The following is a 24,412-nucleotide window of genomic DNA, read 5'->3' on the forward strand; positions in this document are numbered from 1 at the left end:
ATATTACATACACATGAATAAAGGCATACACATGTGATAATATTTTTCTTCCATTGGTTTACATCTACACATAATTTCACCTTCTTTCATATTATTTAATTTTTTTATAACTATTGTTATAGAAATAGTCTGGTGCTTGATATTTTATTTTCATAGTATTTAAATGTTTCCATAAGAATTATGCATCTGTTAAAAAAGATTATTTTTAAATTATATGCTTGTTTAATCATGGTATGTAAAAACGTAACATTTATATATTATTAAAATCAATAATAACAATTGTTATATTATATTATGATGGAGAAATTAACATGGTAGAAAAGGGAACAGATGTGTTAAAGGAAGGTTTCGCCAAAATGACAAAAGGTGGAGTCATTATGGACGTAGTGAATGCAGAACAGGCTTCAATTGCAGAAGATGCAGGGGCGGTGGCAGTAATGGCACTTGAGAAGGTACCTGCAGACATTCGTGCAGCTGGGGGAGTGGCCAGAATGGCTGATCCAACAATTGTTGAAGAGGTGGTTGATGCAGTATCCATCCCTGTAATGGCAAAGGCAAGAATAGGCCATATTGCAGAAGCGCAAATATTGGAAACCCTAGGAGTTGACATGATTGATGAAAGTGAAGTGTTGACACCTGCAGATGAAGAATATCACATTAACAAAAAGGAATTTACAATACCATTCGTATGTGGTGCACGTAACCTTGGTGAAGCACTAAGGAGAATTGACGAAGGTGCAGCTATGATTCGTACCAAAGGAGAACCTGGAACAGGAAACATTGTAGAAGCAGTTCGCCACATGAGAATGGTGATGGGAGAAATCAGAACAATACATGGAATGGAGGAAGAGGAACTCTGGAAATATGCGCGAAACATCGAAGCTCCAATTGAACTTGTAAAGCAAACTGCAGAATTGGGCAAATTACCTGTTGTCAACTTTGCTGCAGGAGGAATTGCAACACCTGCTGACGCATCACTCATGATGCAGTTAGGTTCCGACGGCATTTTTGTGGGATCAGGAATATTCAAGTCAAACAATCCTGAAGCATTTGCAAAAGCAATAGTTGAAGCAACTGCAAATTACGACAAGCCTGAAGTATTGGCGGAAGTATCCAAAGGATTGGGCGAAGCCATGAAAGGTCTGGAAATGTCAACTTTGAGCGAATCCGACAGAATGCAGGACAGGGGAATTTAAAATTCCTCATATTTTTAATTATTTTTTAAGGTGCTTAGATGGTAAAAATCGGAATCCTAAATCTTCAGGGTGCAGTTTCAGAACACTTTGACATGACAAGAAAAACCGTTGAAAACTTAAAACTCGATATAGAAGTGGAAGAAGTAAGATACAGTGATGATGTTGAAAAATGTGATGGATTAATCATATCCGGTGGGGAAAGTACTGTAATTGGCAAGCTCATTAAGGAAAGGGGTATTGATAAAGTTATTAAAGAAAATAATATTCCTGTCTTTGGAACTTGTGCTGGAATGGTGCTTCTTGGCAAAAAAACAGATTTCAACCAGCCGCTACTTGAACTTATGGACATAACTGTTAAAAGAAATACCTATGGAAGGCAGAAGGATTCATTTGAAGCGGAAATTGAAATATTAAATCAAAAGTATTCTGGTGTGTTTATTAGAGCACCGGCACTTGAATCTTATGATGCGTCCAAAAATGATATTAAGATATTGTCAGAATTTGATGGTGAAATAATAGCCATTCAGCAAGGACACAACATTGCAATTTCATTTCATCCAGAATTAACAGATGACACTTTAATTCATGAATATTTCATTGAAGAAGTTTTAACAAGTCTGAACCATTGACTGCTTTTAGAAGTTAATCAAATTGTAAACTTATAATGCAACAATTTTAATTTTTTAAAATTTGTTAACTTATACTTATCCATATAGGTTTTTCATGAAGAAACAATTGAAAGGGAATTCCTCCCATGATTCTGGTTAAGGACAATTATCCAAAAATATATAATATCCATTGATGAGTTTAATATGTCAAGAGAGGAATACGAAATATGAATATCTTAGACTTCTTGTTGAGTGATGAAATTTAATTAGAAGAGATTATAAATTTAATGTTATTATGCCAACGCTAACCTGAAGCGGGTCAAAAGGAATCAAAAATTGCATAATCCTTATTCTCCTTTGTTGATTGGTGATGTTAAAGATGGTGATGTTGTAAAAGAGGTTAGAAAACATAGTTTCATTGAAACTCACGAAAAAGTTCTACCATTTATGCATATTTTTCAATCAACTTTATACAACTATTTTGAATTAATATTCATGAAAAGAAAAAGTAGCTATTAATTATATATAATTTAAAAAAGTAAAATACTATTAATTAAAATTAATTGAGGTTATTGTATGAAAGGCGATGTATATTATGGGAAAGGTATAAGGGAGTTAAAAGATAGCCATCCTGACTTGTTTGAATTGGTATCTAATATTAACGATACTGTATGGGACGGTAAGGTTTTAGATTATAAAACTCAAAAATTAATTGCTATTGGTATTACTGCTTCCCGTGCAGATCCAAGAGCTACCAAAAAACAAATGAGGAGTGCAATTGAAGTATTGGGCATTACCAAAGAAGAGATTGTTGATGTTTTGAGGGTTGTACTGTTAACTTCAGGTATGCCAGCATTTTCCAAATCACTTCAAATTTTAAATAGTGTCACTGAAGCTATTGAGGAAGAAAGAGAAGATAAAGCTTAAATTTTGGTTTTAAGCATAAAATAAATTATTTCATTATCTTTTAATATTTTAAATTAGAGTTTAATTTAAAATTATTATTTTCTGGAAAAGTTGGAGCAATCTAACTTCCAAATTTTTTTTTTGTTGCGAAAATAATGTCGTTTTTATTTTAATGTAAGGGTGATATTTGAAACATGAATTGGTCAAAAAAAAGAAGGTTTGTAGATGTCGATGCATCTACTTTTTAATTATTGCAGTTTTCTTTACCGTGTCTTTAAGATATGTGGCTTGGTAAACTACTTTTTTACCAACTTTGAGCTTTTTCAAGACATTTGATTTGATGATAGCCTTTGCAACACCATTTGAGTTGGTTTTTGATTTGTAGTTTTTTCCATTGAATTTAAAGATAATCTGCTTGTTTTTAAGATATTTGCCGTTGACTTTTGCCAAACTTGCAGTCAATACCAATTTTTTGGCTGATTTTTTGACAGTTGTTGATTTAAGAGTCACCAGATGATTTACAACAATCTTATTTTTAGCATTTGATCCTTTATAACGAATTTCAATGGTATGTGTGCCCACTTTAAAGTTTTTGTCTATTGCAACTGCAATAACTCCTTTTTTATCTGTTTCAAGACTTTTCTTTTTATTGTCAATAATGACGGTTACAGTTTGACCTTCAGTTTCGGGATTTCCATCATCTCCAATGATACGAACTTTATAATTTGCATTGCTTGCATAATATACATTTAAATTTCTATTGTTTTCAATACGTTTTACAATTTTCAATGTCCTTGTTGCATTTCCTGCAATTTCGGAGGATATATGTACCACATATGTGTCTGTATTTAGGTTTGCTTTAACATTTGCAATGCCGTCACAATCAGTCATTGCATAATATTGATTTGACAAGATATTAAATGAAATCAATTTGTTTGAAATGCCTTTTCCATCTTCATCCATCAATTTAATTTGATAGTCGTAATCACTGTTTTGAGCGCGAGTCATGTCATATGCATGAAGTGATGCTAATTTGACATGGATGTTGATTTTTGTTTTATTGGACTCGTAGCTGTCATCACCACTGTAAGTGATTTTGGCTGAATGATTTCCTGGTTGCATTTTTGGAAGAACAATTATGCAGCTTCCGTTGTAAATTGAAGAGGTGTATGAATTATCATCCAATTTTACTGTAACTGTTCCTGTTGCATTGTTTGGAAGAACTATTGAAATTTCTGCATTTTCATCACAGCTAATGTTCATGTCTGTGACATTTAAAGAAACATTCTGCTTATGGCCGGTTTCATTGCTTTCATTTGCGATGATTTCGTTTAAGATTCCTTCCCTCACACCGTTTTTACAGAAATGCAGATATGTCACATTGAAATATTTTGCAATTGTTTTTGTAATGATTAAACCTGGTATGAAAGTATTGATTCTTTCTGCATTGATGTTCAATATACTTTCATAATTCTCTCTTGTTGGTGCAGTGATTTCATCGAATAATTCATCCAACATGGAAATCGGAATATGGGTTGAATCATTATCAATGTATTCAAGATAAACTAAAACTTTTTTAAGGGTTTTAGAGGATCCTCCAATGCCGAACATATCGTTCCTTTTTATGGTGTTATTTACAATAAGTTTCTTTAGCTCAGACAATACTCTGTTTTCAATAGCTTTGGCTTCTGTTTCATTTGGAAACATTCCATTGACATACTCCGTGTAGCATGAGCTTACACCAAGGGGCATACTTTCAGAGGTTATCACTGTCTTATTTACAAAATCAATTACTTCACAGCTTCCTCCTCCTAAATCAATGATAATTCCATCATTTGTTGTTAGTTCTGTATCTTTTACAGAGAGTTAAAACTGGTGCTTGCTTCTTTTTCACCACTTAACAAATGAATGTCTAATCCGACTTTCTTTTTGACAGCTGTTATTACTTCTTCGGTATTGTCAATCTTTCTCAGGCTGGCTGTTGCAAATATATATTTGGTTTTAACTTTAACCAAATCCATGGCTTCATTATAATCCTTTAAAACAGACACTAACTTATCAATGCCTTCTTTTGTTAAGTTGTTGTTTTTAACGTAAATGGATGTTACTGATTTTTCAGATAATGAAAACACTGATTTAGGTTTTCCATATCTTTGATCTTGAATATTTCCAATACCATAGTGTTTGAACCGATATCTACAATTCCATATAATGGATTTTCACTTTTTAGTGTCTCTTCATTGCTTTTTTCTAGAATAACGTTATTCTTATTGGTGGATATGTTTTCATTATGGGAATTTTCATTGGGATTGTCGGGGGTGACGGTTGAAATACTGCTGTTGTCTGAAACTAGACCATTGTTGGATTCAATTGTTATCTTTTCATTAGGGTTTTCTGCACTTGCAACGTCAAACGTAGAATTATCTTCAGCATTTACTGCAGAAACAGTCAATAAAGAAATAATAAATAATGCAATTATCATTAATTTACTGTTTAACATAATTTTTCCTCCATTTAATGTTCTAATTAGAAATATATATCTATACAATATTATTAATCATTTTTGATGGCTCAAAGCACTGATGCGGTTGAAAAATATAATATGCTTTTGATATTTTTCCGTAAAAGAAATTAATTCCTTTTTGTGGTGATGTCCAAAAATTAGGAAAGAATTTGGCGTATCATCATTAAAATGCAAAATCCGATAAATAAAAGCATTCCTGGATTTACAATTACTGTTTTAAATGGTTGGGATAGTGTTATTTTTCCAGGAATGTCTTCTAATTTGATTTTTTTGTATTGACACAACTTTATCAGAGCTATTAAAAATGAAATTAATATTACCAATACATAAATTATTATGGTGGCCAAATCTAAAGGCTGTATTGCTCCGGAAATTAGGTTTTGTGCACTTTTTCCAACAAATAGACTTACAACGGACCCCATCATGTTGACTATGATGTGGAGTGTTATGGTATACTTTATTTCTCCTGTTTTTATATAAACATATGCAAAAAATCCTCCCAACAGGAATGCGTAGAAAAATTGGTTTAGATTTCCATGGATTAAACCGAATATCAGTGCTGACAAGAGTATTGAGACTTTGGCTCCATATTTTATACTTCTGTCAATTAGCAACTTTCTAAATAATATTTCTTCAAAAATTGGTCCAATTATGCTTATCAGGAATAAATTTAGCCAAATATCGGTTGAGTTTATTAATGTTTGCACGGGATTAATCACTTCAAATGGTGTAAAAAAGCTGATTATGGCTGTAATTGCTAATCCTAGGATATTTCCTATCCACATTAATGTTATTGTTATTGCAATGTATGTTATGAATTTTTTAATGGATAATGATTGTTTTTCCAGTTTTTGCGAATCTATCTTTCTCATCAAATAGATAAAAATTGGAAACGGCAATATATAGTTGCAGATAGCTGAAAGGATGGTAAATGAATTGAAATTATCGATTATATTCGAATTTAATGCTCCAATTATAATCATTATAATTATCTGGATTATTATTGTAAGTATTGCATAAATCAGATAATTAAATCCCATTTTTGAGAAAAATTTTTTATGGATATTCAAAAAATCACCAATCTAGTTTTTAGATTTGTATTATTATTTATTTTTAATTATAAATAGTTTGGGTATTTCAAAATATTTATATAGTGTCATTTATATATTTAGGTATACCTAAAAATATGGTGTGTAAAATGAAAGGTAGACATGGTATGGGTCATTCATCAATTGGCTTGGAATTGGGTATGCACTTGTTTTCTGAATTTTTAAGGTCATCACAGAAATCACGATGGCGTATTGGAACAGATATTCAAAAATGCACATTATGTGGAAAATGTGAACTTGTTTGTCATTATAATGCGATTACTGTAAGCAGGCATAACAAAACATGGACTTTAAATAATAGGCGCTGCAATCAATGTCTGCAATGTGTCATGTCATGTCCTACACGATGTCTGACGCAGGTGAAATTGTAGTTTTTCTTATTTTGATTAGCTAAAATTCCTTATTTTTCATTGGATTCTAGTTTTTTGGCTTAGCTAAACAATTTTTAGGATAACATAAATTATTTTTTTAGTTTAACTAAATATTATTCTTTGTTTTACCTAAAAAGATTTAAAAATCGAATGATTTATATATGGGGAATTAGTTAATATAGTATGTCAAATAACTTATACAATTAAATTGAGGATGTGTGATTGATAGGTTATTTTGCAATTTAATCAAATTACTTTTTTCTGAGCTTCAAGTAACGATTGATACACTATTGGGTTATGTTTAGGTTTGCCTAAAACATATATATTATTTTGAATATAATTAATAGTGTAATTGTTATAATTTAGTTTTACCTAAATTATTTCAATGAATAAATAATTTTTTTTAGGATGTGAAATGATGTTACGTGATGATATAATTAACAAATGTACAGAACACAAACATGCATTGATTTTTGCAGCAGGAATTGCAACTGCTATTGTAGGTAAAAAAATTTTGGAATCAGAAACAGTAAAAGATGCAGCAACCAAAGGTATGGCTTCTGTAATGTCTGCTAAAAAAGATGCTGAAGAATGTTTCCAAGATATGAAGGAAAATGCAGAAGACATTGTTGTTGATGCTCACGAAGAAGACAAAAAAGAAATCTACGTTGAAGCAAAAAAATAATTTTATTTTATTAGTAAGGTAGTAAAATGAAATTTAAAGTAATGCATGATAGTGCGCCTCGTTTAAGAGTTCGTGCTGGAAAATGGGCCTTCACTAAAGAGGAAGGTTATGGCATCGCTTCATTACTTTTAGATTATGAGTTTATCCATGATGTTTTCACTTCTCACAGGAACGGTAGTATTTTGATTTACTATGATGGGGATGATGAAAGCAAACAAAAGATATTTAACATTTTAGCAGGAATCACAATCGATGACCTTTTTGAAGCCGAACCGACCCAAACTCAGGTTTCAAAAGAGATTACTGATGATTTTTATTTGAAATTGTCTAAGATGATTGGTCGGAGGTTGCTTGGAAGATGGTTCCTTCCAATGCCGATTAAAAATGCATTAACAATATTCCGTGCGGCAAAATATATCTGGTATGGTTTGGATAGTTTAACAAGTTTCCGTGTAGATGTGGCTCTGCTTGATGGTGCTGCAGTTGCAGGTGCTTTACTGCAAAAGCAATATCAACCTGCAAGTTCCATGATGTTCTTATTGTCCATCTCCGATGCATTGGAAGACTACACAGTACAAAAAGCTAAAAGTACTTTAAAAGATAGTTTAGCTCTCAATATTGACACTGTCTGGGTAGTAGGAGAGGATGGTGAAGAAAAACAGGTATCTGCAATGGATATCGATAAGGGAGATAAAATCAAAATCCATATGGGAGACATAATTCCTGTAGATGGAAAAGTGGTTGATGGTGAAGCAATGGTCAATGAGGCTTCAATGACCGGAGAGCCATTGGCTATTCATAAATCTGAAGGTAAGACAGTTCATGCCGGAACTGTTGTTGAAGAAGGAAATGTAATTGTTGAAGTTTATTCAATGAATAAGGAAACAAGATTAAACAAAATCATTGATCTGATTGAAAATTCAGAAGAATTAAAGGCTGAAACTCAAAGCAAAGCTGAAAAACTTGCGGATTCAATTGTTCCATATAGTTTCCTTGCAACAGCACTGACATACTTGATTACAAGAAATCCATCAAAAGCACTGTCAGTACTTATGGTTGATTTCTCATGTGCAATAAAATTAACTACACCGTTGTCAGTAATATCTGCAATGCGTGAGGCATCAGATAACCGGATGATGGTTAAAGGTGGAAAATTCCTTGAAGCATATGCAAATGCAGACACCATTGTCTTCGATAAGACTGGAACATTGACTAATGCAACTCCAAAAGTTGTTGAAGTTATTCCAATGTCTAGAAGATACAAACGTGATGATATTTTAAGAATGGCTGCATGTATCGAAGAACACTTTGCTCACAGTATTGCCACTGCAATTGTAAAGCAAGCTGAGGAAGAAGGCCTTAAACATGAGGAGGACCACAGTGAAGTTGAATATATTGTAGCTCATGGTATTGTAACGGAATATGATGGTAAACGTGCAGTAATTGGTTCAAAACACTTCTTATTTGATGATGAGAAAGTTAAAGTAACTAAAACTCAAGAAAGAAAAGTTAAAAAAGAAGCTAAAGAACATTCTGTAGTTTACTTGGCCATTGATGGAAAACTTGAAGGGCTTATTTGTATCGATGACCCTGTACGTGAAGAAGCAAAATATGTCATAGAAGAGCTAAAATCATTAGGTATTGAAAATGTCATAATGCTTACTGGAGACAGTGAAAGCGGTGCTAAGGCAGGAGCCAAAGCATTAGGAATTACTGAATACAGGTCACAAGTACTTCCAGAAGACAAATCCAAGATTGTAGAAGAACTTAAACAAGAAGGTAAAACCGTTATTATGGTTGGGGACGGTATTAATGATTCACCTGCACTGGCTGCAGCAGATGTGTCTGTTTCAATGAAACATTCATCTGATATTGCCCGTGAAGTGGCAGACATATCATTATTGTCCGATGATTTGTACGACCTTGTAACACTTAGAAAATTAAGTGTTGGGATGTTGGATAAAATTAACTCTAACTATCGCAATATTGTAGCTGTAAACGGTTCACTTTTGGTTTTAGGTGTAATGGGTGTAATTCAACCGTCTACATCTTCAATGATTCATAATTTATCCACAATGTTATTTGGTGCAATGAGTACCAAGTCTGTTTTAAAAGACAATGATTATTCAAACGATATTGAAGTAGAAGCTATTGAAGTGGCTGACGCTTCATAATTTTTTTCTTTTTTTCTAATTTTTTTTAAAGCTTTTATATTATGTTAACCTATTATTAAATGTATAAAAATTTTAATTTAAGTGGTGAAATGTTTAATAATTATAATAATAAGTTTGTCCCAATAATTTTACCGATAATTTTAATATTCTTTTGGTATTTAATAACTGATGGTTTGGGATTGTTTTCTTCATATATATTGCCGAGTCCTCTTGATGTGGTCAATTCCGCATGGGTGGTTATTCAAAATGGAAAATTGCTCACCAATACATTGGACACATTATTCAAAGTATTTGCAGGTTTAATTTTGGCATCTGTAGTGGCTATTCCCCTTGGGATTTTACTTGGTTGGTATAAAACTTTGGAAGATTTATGTACTTTTGTAATCAGTATTTTAAGACCGATTCCTCCTGTTGCATGGATTCCATTTTCAATTTTATGGTTTGGAATAGGAACTGTTCCTGCAGTATTTATAATTTTCATGGGATGCGTATTCCCTATTTTGGTATATACTATTGATGGGGTTAAAAGAACCGACAAGGTTTTAGTAGAATCAGCTCAAACTCTGGGAGCTAATGATTGGAATGTTTTAAAACGTGTGGTTTTGCCTTCAACTGTTCCGTATATTGTTTCCGGTTTAAAAGTAGGTATTGGAATTGCATTGATGTGTACAATTTCCGCTGAAATGATTGGTTCAAGTAGTGGTTTAGGTTATATGATTTTAACCGCAACAAATCTCTTTGATACTGGTACTACTGTCGTTGGTATGCTTGTAATTGGTTTAATTGGACTTGTATTCGACTTTATATTTACAAGAATTCAAAACAGGATATTCTGGTAGGTGTTATGTATGTCAATTGAAGTAAAAAATATTAATAAATCCTTTGAAGGTAAAAAATCAGATAAATTGTCTGTTTTGGAGGATATTAATTTAACTATTAATGATGGGGAGTTAATTTGCCTTTTAGGACCGTCAGGTTGCGGTAAAACTACTCTTTTAAGATTGATTGCAGGATTGGATCAACCTACTTCAGGTGAAATTGTTGCCAATGGTGAAGTCGTTGAAAAGCCATCCGGTGACAGGGCCGTAATTTTCCAACAATATTCACTATTTCCTTGGTTAACCGTCCTTCAAAATGTAACTTTTGGTTTGGAAATGACAAAACAGGGAAACAAGGAGGAAAATATTGCAGCTGCTGAAAGATACTTGACAAGTGTTGGTTTAATTGACTTTAAAGATAGCTATCCTCATGAACTTTCAGGTGGTATGAAACAAAGGGTTGCAATTATTAGATCTTTGCTTAATCATTCGCCGATTTTGCTTATGGATGAGCCGTTTTCTGCATTGGATATGCAAAACAGACACAAGCTTCAAGAGCAACTGATTGGAGTTTGGAAAAGATTTGAAAATACAATTGTTTTTGTAACTCACGATGTTGACGAAGCAGTGTATCTTGCAGATAAAATTGTCATTATGGATAAAAATCCGGGTAAAATTGCAAATATCATAAATGTAGATATTGAAAGACCAAGAAAAAGAGAATCTGAAGAGTTCATCGCTCTTCAAGAGTCCATTGTCGAAAATTTAGATATGGGAGACTAGCTTTTTAACCATATCTCATTTATTTCTTTTTTTAACATTATATTTTAGCTATTAAAGTTCCGTAATTTCCATTTTTAATTCCCTCATAGACATAATCAAGGGATTTTAAGATTGATGTTTTCATATCATTGTTTTTTGCCAGATATGCAACAATGGCTGATGATAGATTGCAGCCGGTACCATGGAGATTATCGGTTTCAATTAATTCCTGTTTTACGGTTGTGACTTCATCATCTATGTTGATTGTATTAATACCATCTAGATGGCCTCCAGTAATAATATTGTCACATTTTATTTTTTTAGAGGCTTTTATTGCATCTTTTTCATTGTTAATTTTAAAATCAGTTAATTTTTCAGCTTCTGAAATGTTTGGGGTTGTTAAAATGCATTGTGGAAGCAAATACCTATTCATTGCATTGGCCAAATCCTCCTTGGTTAAATCTCCACCTGAAGTGGCAACCATTACAGGATCAATCACTGCCTTTAGATTATATTCTTTAATCTTTTTGGATACCAGCTTAATTATTTCCGGTGAGTATAGCATTCCTGTTTTGATGAATTCAACTTCATAGGAATCCATTACGGAATCAATTTGCTCTTCAATGTATGATTCATTCACAGGCATTGTTGAAAAAAATTTGTATGGATTTTGAGCAGTCAAAGCAGTTACTACACCTGTTCCATAAACTCCAATCGCTTGAAATGTTTTCAAATCAGCAAATACGCCAGCGCCGCCTGACGGGTCAACGCCAGCGATACTCATTACTATCATTTAATCAGCTCGACTAACGTTTATTCTTTCGCTTCCGCGTGAAGGTTCGAATTTCACCTTCAATTCTTTTAAGTATTTTCGGGTATGGGTTTTTTCACCGTGAATCATTATTTCCCCCAAATCTTCAGCAGTATTAACGTCCAGTGCCATGAAGAATGAATCATGAACCTGTGGATTTAATTTTTTTCTTTCAGCTGCTTTGACATGTTCCTTGTAGCTGAATCCTTCAAATTTGGTGCGTATTCCCATAGGTTTCATAATCATCATATTTGTTCCACCTCCTTTTGAGGGGACAATGATGAAATCGAGGCTCTTTCCAGCATCAATCAGCATTTGAACATTGGTTTTTCCGATTAATGGGATGTCTGATGGAACAATAATGACTTTTCGGGTTTTACCTTTGCAAAATTTCATTGCCTGTGTTAATGCTTTGTTTAAATTGGAATTTTCATTTTCCAAAATGGTGTTCAAATTAAGACTTTCAGCATAGGATAAAACGTCTTCGTCCCTGCTTATGATGAAAATTTTATCGACATATCTTTTCAATGTGTCGGTAACATCATGCAGCATCACTTTTAGGAGTTTTTCTCTTTCTTTCTCGGATAAGAAAGGGGAAAGTCTGGTTTTAGCGTTTTTGAACTTGCTGACTGGAATTATTGCATAGATATTATCCATAATATCACTAATATGTTTTAGCTATTAAAGCAATGTATTTGGCATCGTTATCACTGGCTATGCATTTGCCTTCTGATATTTCTTCTTGAATGCCTAAAATATCATAGCCGGTTTTTTCTTCAATTTCCTTACCTATCGCTTCGTCTCCACACCAGTTAAATTTAACGATGTTTCCTGCTTCGACAAGTTCTGAAATTTCATCCAAATTTTCTGTAAATTTGATATGATCTTCTTGGAAGCTCCATGCCTGTGCGGATAAATCTTCGGATGATTTTTCAAGTAACTCCACTACATTGTCAGCTAATGAATCATCAAGTGCAAGTTCGATTTTTTCTTCTTCATCTCTTCTCATAGCTATTGTAATGTTATTTTCTAAATCGCGTGGTCCAAGTTCAAGTTTAATTGGTGTTCCTTTCAATTCCCAATCGTTGAATTTTTTACCGGGCCTTATGTCCCTGTCATCAATATTTACTCTCAATCCTTTTGCTTCGAGCTGTTCTTTAATTTCACTGCATTTGGATAGAACTTCCTCTTTTCCTTTCTTAAATAAAATTGGAATTATGGTAACTTGATTTGGTGATACTTTAGGTGGTAGGCGTAAACCTTTGTCATCTCCATGAATTCCAATAACTGATGCGATTACTCTATCGGATACTCCTGCACAGGTTTGATAGACAAGTTTGTGCTCACCGTCTTTATCTTCGAAGGTAATGTCAAATGTTTTTGCAAAGGTTTGACCTAAATTATGGATGGTACCAATTTGCAATGTCTTACCATTTGGCATGATGACATCAAAAGCCATTGTGTAGTCTGCCCCAGGGAATTTATCCCATTCTGGTCTTTTAGAAATTAAATATGGGATGGCTAAATCATCAAAGAACTCTTTATACATTTCAAGAAAATCTTGAACTTGCTCATCTGATTCTTCTTTAGTGGCATGGGCAGTGTGAGCTTCTTTAAATGTAGTGATTTCCCTTACTCTAATTAAAGGTCTAGTATGTTTTGTTTCATATCTGAATGTATTGACGATTTGATACATTTTGATTGGAAGGTCAATGTGTGTTCTAATCCATAATGAATACATAGGATAGATTGCTGTCTCACTGGTTGGTCTTAGTGCAAGATGTTCGTTTAAATCTCTTTTACCACCTTTTGTAACCCAGTACACTTCCTCTTCGAATCCTTTTACGTGTATACCTTCTTTTGCAAGTTCATTTTCAGGAACAAGCATTGGGAACAATACTTCATCATGGTCTTTATCCAATAATTTTCTAATAATGTTCATGGAATGTTTTCTTATCTGAAAACCGTATGGTCTCCAAACTGCCATTCCTTTAATAGGATATCTTGAATCAGTTATGTCTGCTTGTTCTAAAATGTCATGAAACCATTCATCAAAATTTTCCACCATATCACCTAATAATATTTTATAATATTAAATATTCTGTTTTTAATAAGTATTAAAGTTATTTGATTATAGTTATGAGATATTCTTCAATATTTTTCAGGAAATTTTAAGAAAGTTATTTATAATTATTTTATACATATATATTAATGTATAATTTACTTTAGGAGATTTTTATGAGTAATAGGAAAATACAAATGCCTCGTGAAGTTTACATTGATCCGGGTATCTTGAAAGATACTGGAGATATTTGTAAGTCTTTGCATTTAGATAAAAAGATTTTAATCGTTACGGGTGAACATACCTATAATATAGGTGCAAAACCTGTAATGGAAAGCCTTGATAAACAGGGTATTGAATGGGATGTTATTAAAGTAAATAAAGCAACTTATGATTCAATAGCTGAAGTTGAAGAGTTAATCACTCAGGACACTGCCGTTATCGGTATCGGTGGTGGAAAAGTAATTGACGTAGCCAAATTGGCTTCACATAATCAGGGTGTTTATTTCGTATCCATGCCTACAACCGCTTCACATGATGGTATTGTATCTCCTTTAGCATCAATTAAAAATCCTAATACTTCCACATCTGCTAAGGCACAGTCTCCAATCGCTGTAATTGCTGACACTGAAATAATTGCACAGTCTCCATTCAGACTATTGTCTGCTGGATGTGCTGATTTGATTGCTAACTTTACAGCTATTAAAGATTGGGAATTGGCTCATAGATTAAAATATGAGCCGATCAGTGAATCAGCCGCTGCACTGTCAATCATGTCTGCTCATTTAATCACTGATAATGTTGCAAACATCAAACCGAATCTTGAAGCCAGTGCACGCATTGTCATGAAATCATTGTTCAGTGGGGGGATGGCAATTAGTATTGCAGGCTCTTCAAGGCCGGCTAGCGGATCTGAACATCTGTTCTCACATGCATTGGATAAGATTTTGGATAAACCTGCATTACATGGAGAACAGTGTGGTATTGGTACAATATTGATGATGTATCTTCATGGTGGAGACTGGAAATCAATTAGAAATTCTTTAAAAGCTGTTCAGGCTCCAACTACTGCGGCGGAATTAAATATTCCTGAAGAGGATGTAATTGATGCATTGGTAATGGCTCATAAAATCAGACCTGAAAGATATACTATTTTAGGAGATAATGGAATTTCAAAAGAAGCAGCTTATGAACTGGCTTATAAAACAGAGGTGATTTAGATGATAACATTAATTGGTAAAGATTTAGCAAAAAAAGGTCAGGAATTTGTTTTTCTAGGTCCAGCTGATGAGTGTGAAAACTGTAGGTTTAAATCATCTTGCGTTGGAAACTTGGAATTAAACAGAAAATATGTTGTAGTGGATGTTAAGGATAGTGAACAGAAGTGTCCAATACATGCTGAGGGGGCTGTTGTTCCTGTTGAAGTCGATAGAGCCAAAATTGATCTGTTGACCACTTCAAAAAATATTTTTGAAGGATCCACATTTACTTATGATGCTCATGATTGTGATGAGAAGTGTGATTTTCATGATTTGTGTTTCCCGGATGGATTACAGGAAAAAGACAAATGTATTGTTTTAGAAAACAATGGAAAACATAAGGAAGAATGTAAAAAAGGTTATAAACTTAATAACCTTACTTTGGGGTTTGTGATTTAAATGAAAAGTGCTAGCAGTAATGATTCTAGTAAGAAAAATGCAGGTTATAAGGCTGCTGAATATGTAAAGGATGGTATGGTTTTAGGACTGGGTACCGGTTCAACAACACATTACTTTATAGAAAAAGTGGGCATGAGAATTAAAGATGAAGGAATTAGCGTAAAGGGAATTCCAACTTCATTTCAATCATTATTAATAGCCAAGCAATGGAATATTCCAATCACTACTTTGGAAGAAAATGACATTGACTTGTCAGTGGACGGTGCTGATGAAGTGGATTCTGAATTCAACTTAATTAAAGGTGGCGGGGCAGCCCACACCAAGGAAAAAATTGTTGACTATGCTGCAAAAGAGTTCATTGTCATTGTCGATGAATCAAAATGCGTTGAAGAGTTAGGTACATTTCCAGTTCCTGTTGAGGTATTACCTGATGCATCTCGCATGGTCATAAAGGAACTTGAAGATATGGGGGCTAAATGTGAAATAAGGATGGCCCAAAGAAAAGACGGCCCGGTAATAACCGATAACGGTAATTTTGTCATTGATGCCAAATTTGAGAAAATAGAATCTCCTGAGCATTTGGAAATTGACTTGAATACAATTCCTGGTGTTGTTGAAAACGGTATATTTTCACAGATGGTTGATAAGGTCATTATCGGAACTGAAGATGGAACTAAAGAATTGTAGGTGATTTGATGCCAATACCTTATGGTGGTTTTCCTGATTTGAGGGATATGGGTTACAAAATTGCAATGTTATTGGGTATTTTAATTGTAATTTATGGTGTATTATGGCTTTTAGCTGAATTAAATGTTATTCCTTCAATATTTTTTGCAATATTTCCACAAATAGTTTTAATTTTGATTGGGATATTCGTAGTGTATATTGCATATTCCCGTAGGAATATGTACTAATCCTATTTTAAAAAAAGAAAAATTAAAAGAGATTAATTAAAATCTCTTTATTTTATTGTTATTTTTTGTTTAACTGTTTTTCCGGTAAAGTATTTGTTACCTGTAAATTTGACAACAGCTGTGTGTTTGCCTTTTTTAGTTAATTTTGTAATTTTAAAGGTAGCTTTACCTTTTGCATTGGTGGTTGCTGTGTAAGTTTTACCTTTTACTTTGAGGGTAACTTTTACTTTTGAGATTGCTTTACCAGATTTGGACTTTAAGGTTACAGCGTATTTTTTAGTTTTGGTTTTAGCTTTGAAAGTCTTTTTAGATGCAGTTAATTTGGATGCTTCTTTAGTGACTTTGATTGTTGCAGTTTTACTAGCTGCTTTATATTGATTATCACCAGCGAATTTAACGGTAGCTTTTAGAGAACTTACTTTAGTTGCTTTAAGAGTCACAGTAGCTATGCCTTTTGGATTGGTTTTTGTTTTGTAGTTTTTGCCGTTAAATGTGGCTGTGATGATTTTATTAGCTAAAAGGTTACCGTTTGCATCTTTAATAGTTACTTGGTATTTGCTGCCTTTTTCAATAGCTTGTAGGTAGAATGTTTTTCCGCTGGCAGTTATTGCAACTGTAGTCCTATCATCTTTAGCGGTAATGGTAGCTTCAGCATTGCCTGCTTTGTTGTAATAATCGCTTGAAGTATGTATATCCGCAGTATAATTTCCTGGAGTTAAAGTTAAATTAATGGAAGCCGCACCGTTTGAATCAGTTACAGCTATGTATTTTTCACCGTTGATGTTAATGGTTACTGGTTTATCAGATATAGCATTACCTTTGCTGTCTTTTAAAGTCACTTCAAAAGTTCCTTTTTTGTATCCTACTGTCACATCATTTGCTGTTAAGTTTACAGCTTGTGAATCTTTATATGTTCCAATTACTTTTTCAGAAGATTGGTATCTGGTTTCACCTTGAACAATGAAGTATTCAAATGTTGGGGGGAATGGTAATTTGTCGGGTCTGTAGGTATTTGGACCGATAGTTACATTGTAGTATCCATCACCAAGTAAGACAGCTATTCTGCTTCCGCTTAATGTATTGTTGAAAATATATTCATTTCCTGATCCGTAACATGTAATTGAACTGATTTTTGAGTTTAAAATAGTATTTTCGTATACTTTGTGTCCGGAAGAATGTAAAAGATAAATACCTTCTTTTGCACCGGAAATGGTATTGTTAAATACAGTAACATTAAATCCATTAGCCTTGAATCTCACATCGATTCCGTGGTTTTTAGCATTGGTTACAGTATTATTGGCAATAATGGAGAATTGTGATCCAAAACAGATAATGCCTGTTGTGTATTGGTTTGATACTTTGTTGTTTGTAATTATTGAGTTAGGACAGCCATTTTTTTGGAATCCTACAAATAATCCCCATGATGCTCCATCAATGTTACATCCGGTAATTGTGAGATTTTTACTGTTTTCTGCGAAAATACATGCAGTTTTGTATTCTTCATTATTTGGATTGGAATAATTTGGATAGTTGCTGATTAAATTTAAATTGCTTATTACAGCATTGGTGTTGTTGATTGAATATATGATTGATGAGTAAAGTAATGCATTGTATGTATTTGGTAATCCTATAGAATTGATTATATCTTTATTTGCACTTGTTAAACCTTTTAAAGTTGCATTATTACCAATAATTTTAATATTTTTATTAATATAAATACAGATATCTTCAAATACTGCATCCTTTTCAAAGATTAATGTATCTCCATTATTCATTCCATTAATTGCAGTTTGGATTTGGGAATTTGTCATTCCAGCAGAAATTGTTACATTTTTACCGGTTGGTTTTAAAATTGCATCATAATCAACAACAACTGGTGTAGGTGTTTCAATTCCGTTATATTCAACATATGTTATATTGGTTAATCCACTGTCAGTGTAAGTACCCATCATTGCAGAGGTACTTGCATAGTCTCCTTTTGCTTCAGCGACATAAAATACAAATGAGGGTGGCATTGGTAAGTTGTCTAATTTCCATTCGTTTTCACCAATGGTAATGTTGTTATATCCTGTGTAAGCACCACCAACAGGTTGACCTCCACCTAAAAGAACTCCAATCCTTGAATTTAATAATCTATTATTTTTGATAGTTATGTGGCTAGCGCCGCAACATGTAATTGAGCTTAGGCTACAATTCATTATTGTATTTCCAGTCACGACATGTTTTGCTGAGTGTAATAAGTAAATTCCTTCTTTTGACCCAATTACTGTATTGTTTAAAACTTTAACGTTTGGTCCAACACCATGCCTTACATCGATTCCGTGGTTTTTGGCATTAGTTACTGTGTTGTTTCTGATTATTGTTCTTGGTGACTGGAAGTTAAATATTCCGGTAATTAACTGGTTTTGTACTTTATTGTTTTCTATAATTCCATCAGCACAATTTTGGAACCAGATACCCCAGGAGCATCCGGTTATGCTGGTGTTTGTAATTGTTGTATGGTTTGAGAAATAATTGTAGATTACACAATTGCTGTATCTGGAATCGGCTCCCTTATCGGTTCCACTGTTTTGGCCTGCAACTATTTTAATGTCTTTTAAAACTAAACCATCAGTTTTAAGGATGTATAATGTTGCGAGGTTTGCAATTGCATATCCTCCTTCTGTGGTTTTATTCATGATTATTTCAGGAGTGGTATTTGCAGATGGTCTGTCATATCCGTATAATGTAGAACCGTTACCATTGATTGTGATGCTTTTGTTTACATAAATACAGATGTCTTTATACTCTCCTGTTTGGAAGTTTAAAGTATCTCCGTCATTTAAACTATTTATTTTAGTTTGAATTTGATTATTAGTGTCTGTAGTTTCGATTGTAATTTCTGCATTGCCTAACACTTCGTTATCTTCAACAGTATCTGTCATGTTTTTAGCGGATACTGCGCTTGTAGCAAAAAATACAATCAATACTAGTGTAATTACTAATATTAAATTTTTATTATTCATTTTCTCCTCTCTAAATTAATTATATCATAATTACTTATTTTTATCCATAACTTTGATTCTATCGATAAGTAATTGATTATATATTGATTTTTATATTATTTAAATGGAAAAGTCTTGAATTTTTAATATAACATTGTTAAGTATTCTAATTTTATGAAATAATGGTTATGTCGTCGATTATTCATGATATAATGCTGTTATATTGGTTAGATTTATATATGTTTGTCATCAAAATTTTAAATGTTAATCAATATTTTGCATATGGATAATTTTTTTGTTTTTAAAATTTTATTCCATTTTTAAGGATTAATATATAAAAATAAAAATTGGGAAGTTTTTAATATGGATAAAAAAGTATTTAGTATTTTTATATTCTCATTATTATTCTTATTCTTTGTTTCTTCAGTTAGTGCAGTTAGCATTGAAGATAACAATATGACAAGCCTTTCCTATGGAAGTAATACTTATCAAAATATTGCTAATGACATATCAAATGATGAGATTCAATCAAAATTTGATAATGCAAAAGATGGGGATACATTTGTGTTTACGGACAAGGAATATAATGATATTTCTTTAGTTGTGGATAAGAAATTAAATATACTTTCTAAAAATGCAAGTATTGTATATTCTTCTGATAAATTAACTGATAAAGCAAAGAATTTAGGTTTGGATAAAACTTTCGGATTTTATTTCACATCAAAATCAGCAGGTAGTGTATTGTCTGGAATAACTATAGTTGCATCCAATAGTGATTGCGGTGTTATTGTGGACAATACAAAAAATGTTTTAGTTAAAGATAATTTGGTTGTTGGCGGAAAAAATTGTATTTTGGTAAAAAATTCTGATAAAATTACTGTATCAGACAATTATATCTCGAAAGCTAGTCAAAATGGTTTGCAGCTTAAGGATGTAAAAAATTCATTAGTATCTAAAAATATGATTTCATATAATGGATTATCTGGAATAGAAACTTCCAACATATATTATTGTAATATTACCAACAATACTGTTCATCACAATAATTTGAATGGTATTTCAACATTTAATAAATCTTCCCATACATTAATTAACAGAAATAATGTTTTCGAGAACACTAATGGAATTTATGTCAACTCAACATCATCCAATGATGTGGTTAAAACAAATTCCTTAACAAATAACAGAAAAGATCCACGTTCAAGCATGGGAGGATTTGAAACCGGCAATGGTTTTTTACTGGGTTCCGGATTTAAAAGTTCTGGAAGCACAATACTTAAGGTTGAATATAATTATTTAGCTCATAATGAATTCTATCAGGCAAAAAATTACTGGGAAAATGAAAACTTTGAATTGGGTCAAAACTGGTATGATTCAAATGACCCTTCAAATACTTTCGTATGTCCAAGGCTTTTGGCATCTTTAATGAATTTGGATACATTATCCATAAGTAACACTCTCTCACTTCAATTAAGAGATTCATCAGGTAGGGCCGTAAATGAATTTGCAACTTTTCAAACAAATGTTGAAGTAGATGGGAATAGATACACTGTTACAGTTAATGATGGACAGGCAACTGTTGTCAAGGATTTGGACCCCACTGTTGACCATGATGTGAAGGTCGAAATCGGTGGTCAGTATTACAAGTATGATTTTCATGCTTCCGGAGAAAAAGGCGAGTCAATTGATTCAAAATCAACACCCTCAAGTGATGGACAATCAGGTTCCCAAAATAATGATGGAAATGAAGGAACCTCTGATGTGAATGGAAATTCAAATTACCAAGGTAATTCACAAGGAGGAAATTCTTCAGGATCCCATGTGGCAAATTCACAGGAATCAGGTAACTATGGAACCAACAGTTCCAATATTCCTTCTCAGGATACATCTGATAATGGACATGATGCATTATCTAATGGGGATTTAAATGCAGGGGACAGCGGAAGTGGCGAAACTGCTAAGGAAGGAAAATCATTTGAAATTGTTCCTCAGGTAACAACATCAAAAGAACTTACAAATACTTCCGGACTTATAGTGATGTGCCTATTATCTATAATGGGGCTGTTAATCTATGGATATCGAAGTAGATTAAATAAAGAAGAATTTTAATATCCTTTTTCTTTTTTTTTCTTTTAGTTATATTAACATGTTTCAATAAATTATTAGTAATGACAGTCAAATCTTATTCTTTAAAAATCGATACTAACAAAAGCTTTGAAATTATTGATATCACTTCACAAATTAATAATCTGATTGACATTGATAAAGGAATCATTTCAATTTTTTCAAAACACTCTACTTCTGCCATTGTGGTTAATGAAAATGAATCAGGTCTTTTAAAAGATTTGGAATTTACATTAGATAATTTAATTGATGATAAATTTTCATATAGTCATGATAGAATCGACAATAATGCAAGGTCACATTTGAAATCTTTTTTGCTTTCTTCAAGTGAAACTTTACCTATTGAAAATGGAAAACTTGATTTGGGCACATGGCAATCAGTTTTTTTCATTGAACTAGATGGACCAAGAAGTACAAGAACAGTAACTTTGACAATGGTTGGTGAATAATTGCAGAAATGGACAATAATTCTAATAGTTATTATTATACTATTGCTGATTTTGATAGCTATTTTCAGTAATTATGATGCTTCACCAGCTGTGAACAATTACTCTGAAATTGAAACACAGATGAGAAAATTGTGGTATTAAAAAAAAGAATTTAAGAATTCATTTGTTGATGAATTCTATTTCAAAAGCAATGACCGGATATTCTAAAGTGAAATTGGTAATCACTTCAGGTGAAACTTCTCCAAAGAACCCTTTGATTGTGCCTTTTTGGGATTCGCCGGTTACGTCAGCTACTCTACCTTCAATGAATGTCTTATTTTCGCTGTCACTTATTTCCATGGTGTAGCCAAGATTGCTTAAAACACTTGTCATCACTGATTTGATTTCTGTAAAGTTTGCAGTTGAATGACAAATCAATGCAGCCAATTTTTTAGAAGATCTGGTTTTGTTTTCTTTGGATTCATCCAAGTATAGTATATCTCCGATTTCAAAGATTTTTTGAGGTAAATCCTCATGCTTGTTGTCCTCTAAAAATTCCATTAAGCTATTAATCAAACTAGTTCTAATCATGGTTCTGTCGATGGTAATAGGTCTTGCAACTTGAACATGGTCTTCTTCCGGCTGATTCATTTTTTCATAGTGTGCTTCCTCATTGGTTAGCATTAGGCTCATAACTTCCTGAAATCCCAGTCCAATCATTACTTCACGGATGGTGCTTTCTGCTTTAAACCAGTTGTTTTCATAAGCAACTGTATTGATTTCAGGCAATTTTGCTTCAACGGAATTTATGTGATATTGCACTGCGATATTTTCAACGACATCTACCTCATGTAATATGTCAACTCTATATGCTGGTATGATAGCTTTAACTTCATTATCATTGATTATTTCAGCATCAAAACGTGCTTTCAATAACAATTCTTTAATGTCTTCAGCGGTAAGTTTAGTTCCGCCGATTAAACTATTTGCGGTATCGACATGAACGTTCATTTCTTGAGGGGTTAAATCTGGAGTTTTGATGGTTTTATCGGAGTATCGGACTTCCATTGTTTTAATTTGACCGCCAACTTCTGCAAAGGAGCAGCAGATGATATTCAATGCCTGATTAACTGCCCTTTCATCAGTTCCGGTAACATCAACAATAATGTTCTTAGTGTCTTCCTTGATTTTTGTCAACTCACCGTTGATGATTGGAGGCATGGATAATACATTATCGTCTTTATCAAGAATTAATGGATATTTGTCAAAGTCTTGGATTAAATGAGCATAATCAACCCCTTTATCATGTTGGGTTAATATTTCATTAGGGGTCATTTCAAAGTCTTTTTCTAAAGGAACAAAAGCATTGGCGTCTTTTGGTGTTGCAATATATTTGAATGGAGCATTTACAACATCTGCATTATGGATACCGATAGCTACTTTTTTCCTGTCTCTTCCAATTACCCAATGGAGGTTTTCCTGGAAGTCCATGATGTATTTGAGTTTATCGCCAGTAAAATCAACGTTATCTATTTTGGCAAATCCGATAAATGGTCTGATTTTTGCCACATCTTCATCCACTTCAACATATTCTTCGGAATCTTCTAATTCATATTCTGGAAAACCAATTTCTTGGCCGATAAATCCTTTAAAAGACCTAGCCACTCCCTCAACGGATAAATTATCTGGTCTGTTAGGGAAGAATTCAACCTTGATTTCTTCATCGTCATAGTCCTCGATGTCACTGGACATCATTGGCAGTGTATCTATTAGCTCATCTTTTTCCATATCTATTCCTAAGTCTTTTAAATCTTGATATTTAAATGTAATAACTGGCATTTAATAACTCCATTATTTATTTTTATAATCCAAAAATCATTATGAAAAATAGAGATTCTATTACAAAATGTAATGCTCTATGTTCTAGTTCGCCCATATCTCGTATTAATACGGTATGTGAAACATCAATTACAAAATGAATTAGGGCTGCTAAAATTCCAATAATTGGATTTAAGAATACTATTGACAATACGATGAAATGGAATCCTGCTTCCATTATTTCATGTGCTAACCAGGTCTGCCAAGTTGTTTTGGTAGTTTGTTGAATCAAACCTCCCAGTATTATGTAGAAATTGTTGAAAACTTTCCACATAATGTGTGTGTGCAAAATATCACTTATAGCTAATACAATAGCAACATAAAACCATATTAAGTTCATTTTTATACAGTCCTTTGATTTATTGATAATATTAATAATATGATTTTTGTATATAATATC

Annotated in this window: 24 protein-coding genes and 1 pseudogene; 15 read left to right on the plus strand and 10 right to left on the minus strand. The window is 32.9% G+C overall.

Going from position 1 to position 24,412, the window contains the following annotated elements; genetic code table 11:
* Nucleotides 1-311: 311 nt before the first annotated feature.
* The 3 genes from pdxS (at nucleotide 312) to UIB65_RS07860 (ending at nucleotide 2,731) form a co-directional block, all read left to right on the plus strand.
* Nucleotides 312-1,196: a pyridoxal 5'-phosphate synthase lyase subunit PdxS gene (pdxS, locus tag UIB65_RS07850; RefSeq protein ID WP_295727335.1), complete on the plus strand. Its 885-nt coding sequence runs from the start codon at nucleotides 312-314 to the stop codon at nucleotides 1,194-1,196.
* 38 nt (nucleotides 1,197-1,234) lie between these two features.
* The gene (gene pdxT, locus UIB65_RS07855; protein ID WP_330040767.1) at nucleotides 1,235-1,825 is read left to right on the plus strand and encodes a pyridoxal 5'-phosphate synthase glutaminase subunit PdxT; all 591 of its coding nucleotides are present in this window, start codon (nucleotides 1,235-1,237) and stop codon (nucleotides 1,823-1,825) included.
* Between the two features lie 555 nt (nucleotides 1,826-2,380).
* Nucleotides 2,381-2,731, plus strand: a complete 351-nt coding sequence (locus UIB65_RS07860) for a carboxymuconolactone decarboxylase family protein (RefSeq protein WP_296803872.1) — start codon at nucleotides 2,381-2,383, stop codon at nucleotides 2,729-2,731.
* A 216-nt stretch (nucleotides 2,732-2,947) separates the two neighbouring features.
* Here UIB65_RS07860 and UIB65_RS07865 read toward each other — a convergent pair.
* From UIB65_RS07865 to UIB65_RS07880, 4 genes and pseudogenes are all read right to left on the minus strand, one after another.
* Nucleotides 2,948-4,543: pseudogene (locus UIB65_RS07865) on the minus strand (hypothetical protein); the annotation flags it as partial.
* A 23-nt stretch (nucleotides 4,544-4,566) separates the two neighbouring features.
* Nucleotides 4,567-4,842 carry a hypothetical protein gene (locus UIB65_RS07870; RefSeq protein ID WP_330040769.1) on the minus strand — a complete coding sequence of 92 codons (276 nt, stop codon included), beginning with the start codon at nucleotides 4,840-4,842 and terminating at the stop codon, nucleotides 4,567-4,569.
* Nucleotides 4,815-5,210 carry a hypothetical protein gene (locus UIB65_RS07875; protein WP_330040770.1) on the minus strand — a complete coding sequence of 132 codons (396 nt, stop codon included), beginning with the start codon at nucleotides 5,208-5,210 and terminating at the stop codon, nucleotides 4,815-4,817. The genes UIB65_RS07870 and UIB65_RS07875 overlap by 28 nt, the downstream gene beginning before the upstream one ends.
* 161 nt (nucleotides 5,211-5,371) lie before the next feature.
* Nucleotides 5,372-6,304: a type II CAAX endopeptidase family protein gene (locus UIB65_RS07880; protein ID WP_330040771.1), complete on the minus strand. Its 933-nt coding sequence runs from the start codon at nucleotides 6,302-6,304 to the stop codon at nucleotides 5,372-5,374.
* 128 nt (nucleotides 6,305-6,432) lie between these two features.
* Between UIB65_RS07880 and UIB65_RS07885 the strand changes: the two genes are divergently transcribed.
* From UIB65_RS07885 to UIB65_RS07905, 5 genes are all read left to right on the plus strand, one after another.
* On the plus strand, nucleotides 6,433-6,714 hold the full coding sequence (locus UIB65_RS07885) for a 4Fe-4S binding protein (protein WP_330040772.1): 282 nt from the start codon (nucleotides 6,433-6,435) through the stop codon (nucleotides 6,712-6,714).
* Nucleotides 6,715-7,129: 415 nt separating this feature from the next.
* Nucleotides 7,130-7,399, plus strand: a complete 270-nt coding sequence (locus UIB65_RS07890) for a DUF6110 family protein (protein WP_330040773.1) — start codon at nucleotides 7,130-7,132, stop codon at nucleotides 7,397-7,399.
* 26 nt (nucleotides 7,400-7,425) lie between these two features.
* Nucleotides 7,426-9,573 (plus strand): heavy metal translocating P-type ATPase, encoded by a 2,148-nt coding sequence (locus UIB65_RS07895; protein ID WP_330040774.1) that lies wholly within the window; start codon nucleotides 7,426-7,428, stop codon nucleotides 9,571-9,573.
* Nucleotides 9,574-9,662: 89 nt separating this feature from the next.
* Nucleotides 9,663-10,412, plus strand: a complete 750-nt coding sequence (locus UIB65_RS07900) for an ABC transporter permease (RefSeq protein WP_330040775.1) — start codon at nucleotides 9,663-9,665, stop codon at nucleotides 10,410-10,412.
* Between the two features lie 9 nt (nucleotides 10,413-10,421).
* The gene (locus UIB65_RS07905; RefSeq protein WP_330040776.1) at nucleotides 10,422-11,174 is read left to right on the plus strand and encodes an ABC transporter ATP-binding protein; all 753 of its coding nucleotides are present in this window, start codon (nucleotides 10,422-10,424) and stop codon (nucleotides 11,172-11,174) included.
* Between the two features lie 37 nt (nucleotides 11,175-11,211).
* Here the strand turns inward: UIB65_RS07905 and thiD are convergent, their stop codons facing one another.
* From thiD to proS, 3 genes are read right to left on the minus strand one after another with little or no spacing between them, the layout of a single operon-like run.
* Nucleotides 11,212-11,946, minus strand: coding sequence for a bifunctional hydroxymethylpyrimidine kinase/phosphomethylpyrimidine kinase (thiD, locus tag UIB65_RS07910; protein WP_330040778.1), 735 nt, complete (start codon nucleotides 11,944-11,946; stop codon nucleotides 11,212-11,214).
* Nucleotides 11,947-12,621 (minus strand): 2-phospho-L-lactate guanylyltransferase, encoded by a 675-nt coding sequence (gene cofC / locus UIB65_RS07915; protein WP_330040779.1) that lies wholly within the window; start codon nucleotides 12,619-12,621, stop codon nucleotides 11,947-11,949. It lies immediately after the preceding gene.
* Between the two features lie 7 nt (nucleotides 12,622-12,628).
* The gene (proS, locus tag UIB65_RS07920) at nucleotides 12,629-14,032 is read right to left on the minus strand and encodes a proline--tRNA ligase (protein ID WP_330040781.1); all 1,404 of its coding nucleotides are present in this window, start codon (nucleotides 14,030-14,032) and stop codon (nucleotides 12,629-12,631) included.
* Between the two features lie 170 nt (nucleotides 14,033-14,202).
* Between proS and UIB65_RS07925 the strand changes: the two genes are divergently transcribed.
* From UIB65_RS07925 to UIB65_RS07940, 4 genes are read left to right on the plus strand one after another with little or no spacing between them, the layout of a single operon-like run.
* On the plus strand, nucleotides 14,203-15,246 hold the full coding sequence (locus UIB65_RS07925; RefSeq protein WP_330040782.1) for an NAD(P)-dependent glycerol-1-phosphate dehydrogenase: 1,044 nt from the start codon (nucleotides 14,203-14,205) through the stop codon (nucleotides 15,244-15,246).
* A complete protein-coding gene (locus UIB65_RS07930) occupies nucleotides 15,247-15,684 on the plus strand; it encodes a UPF0179 family protein (RefSeq protein WP_330040784.1) in 438 nt (145 codons plus the stop codon).
* Nucleotides 15,685-16,371, plus strand: a complete 687-nt coding sequence (rpiA, locus tag UIB65_RS07935) for a ribose-5-phosphate isomerase RpiA (protein ID WP_330040785.1) — start codon at nucleotides 15,685-15,687, stop codon at nucleotides 16,369-16,371.
* Nucleotides 16,372-16,379: 8 nt separating this feature from the next.
* The gene (locus tag UIB65_RS07940) at nucleotides 16,380-16,598 is read left to right on the plus strand and encodes a hypothetical protein (protein ID WP_330040787.1); all 219 of its coding nucleotides are present in this window, start codon (nucleotides 16,380-16,382) and stop codon (nucleotides 16,596-16,598) included.
* Nucleotides 16,599-16,645: 47 nt separating this feature from the next.
* On the opposite strand, the gene UIB65_RS07945 is transcribed toward UIB65_RS07940, so the two are convergent.
* Nucleotides 16,646-19,603 (minus strand): NosD domain-containing protein, encoded by a 2,958-nt coding sequence (locus UIB65_RS07945; RefSeq protein ID WP_330040788.1) that lies wholly within the window; start codon nucleotides 19,601-19,603, stop codon nucleotides 16,646-16,648.
* Nucleotides 19,604-19,945: 342 nt separating this feature from the next.
* Between UIB65_RS07945 and UIB65_RS07950 the strand changes: the two genes are divergently transcribed.
* The 3 genes from UIB65_RS07950 to UIB65_RS07960 are packed head-to-tail and all read left to right on the plus strand — an operon-like array spanning nucleotide 19,946 to nucleotide 22,296.
* The gene (locus tag UIB65_RS07950) at nucleotides 19,946-21,691 is read left to right on the plus strand and encodes a right-handed parallel beta-helix repeat-containing protein (protein ID WP_330040789.1); all 1,746 of its coding nucleotides are present in this window, start codon (nucleotides 19,946-19,948) and stop codon (nucleotides 21,689-21,691) included.
* Between the two features lie 59 nt (nucleotides 21,692-21,750).
* Nucleotides 21,751-22,155, plus strand: a complete 405-nt coding sequence (locus UIB65_RS07955) for a secondary thiamine-phosphate synthase enzyme YjbQ (protein ID WP_330040790.1) — start codon at nucleotides 21,751-21,753, stop codon at nucleotides 22,153-22,155.
* Nucleotides 22,156-22,296 (plus strand): hypothetical protein, encoded by a 141-nt coding sequence (locus UIB65_RS07960; RefSeq protein ID WP_330040791.1) that lies wholly within the window; start codon nucleotides 22,156-22,158, stop codon nucleotides 22,294-22,296. It abuts the gene before it with no gap.
* Between the two features lie 18 nt (nucleotides 22,297-22,314).
* On the opposite strand, the gene pheT is transcribed toward UIB65_RS07960, so the two are convergent.
* Complete coding sequence (pheT, locus tag UIB65_RS07965) at nucleotides 22,315-23,973, minus strand: phenylalanine--tRNA ligase subunit beta (protein ID WP_330040793.1); 1,659 nt, start codon at nucleotides 23,971-23,973, stop codon at nucleotides 22,315-22,317.
* 22 nt (nucleotides 23,974-23,995) lie between these two features.
* Nucleotides 23,996-24,352 (minus strand): hypothetical protein, encoded by a 357-nt coding sequence (locus tag UIB65_RS07970; protein ID WP_296803851.1) that lies wholly within the window; start codon nucleotides 24,350-24,352, stop codon nucleotides 23,996-23,998.
* Between the last annotated feature and the right edge of the window lie 60 nt (nucleotides 24,353-24,412).

The sequence above is a fragment of the Methanobrevibacter sp. genome, from assembly GCF_036307625.1.
GTDB lineage: Archaea > Methanobacteriota > Methanobacteria > Methanobacteriales > Methanobacteriaceae > Methanocatella.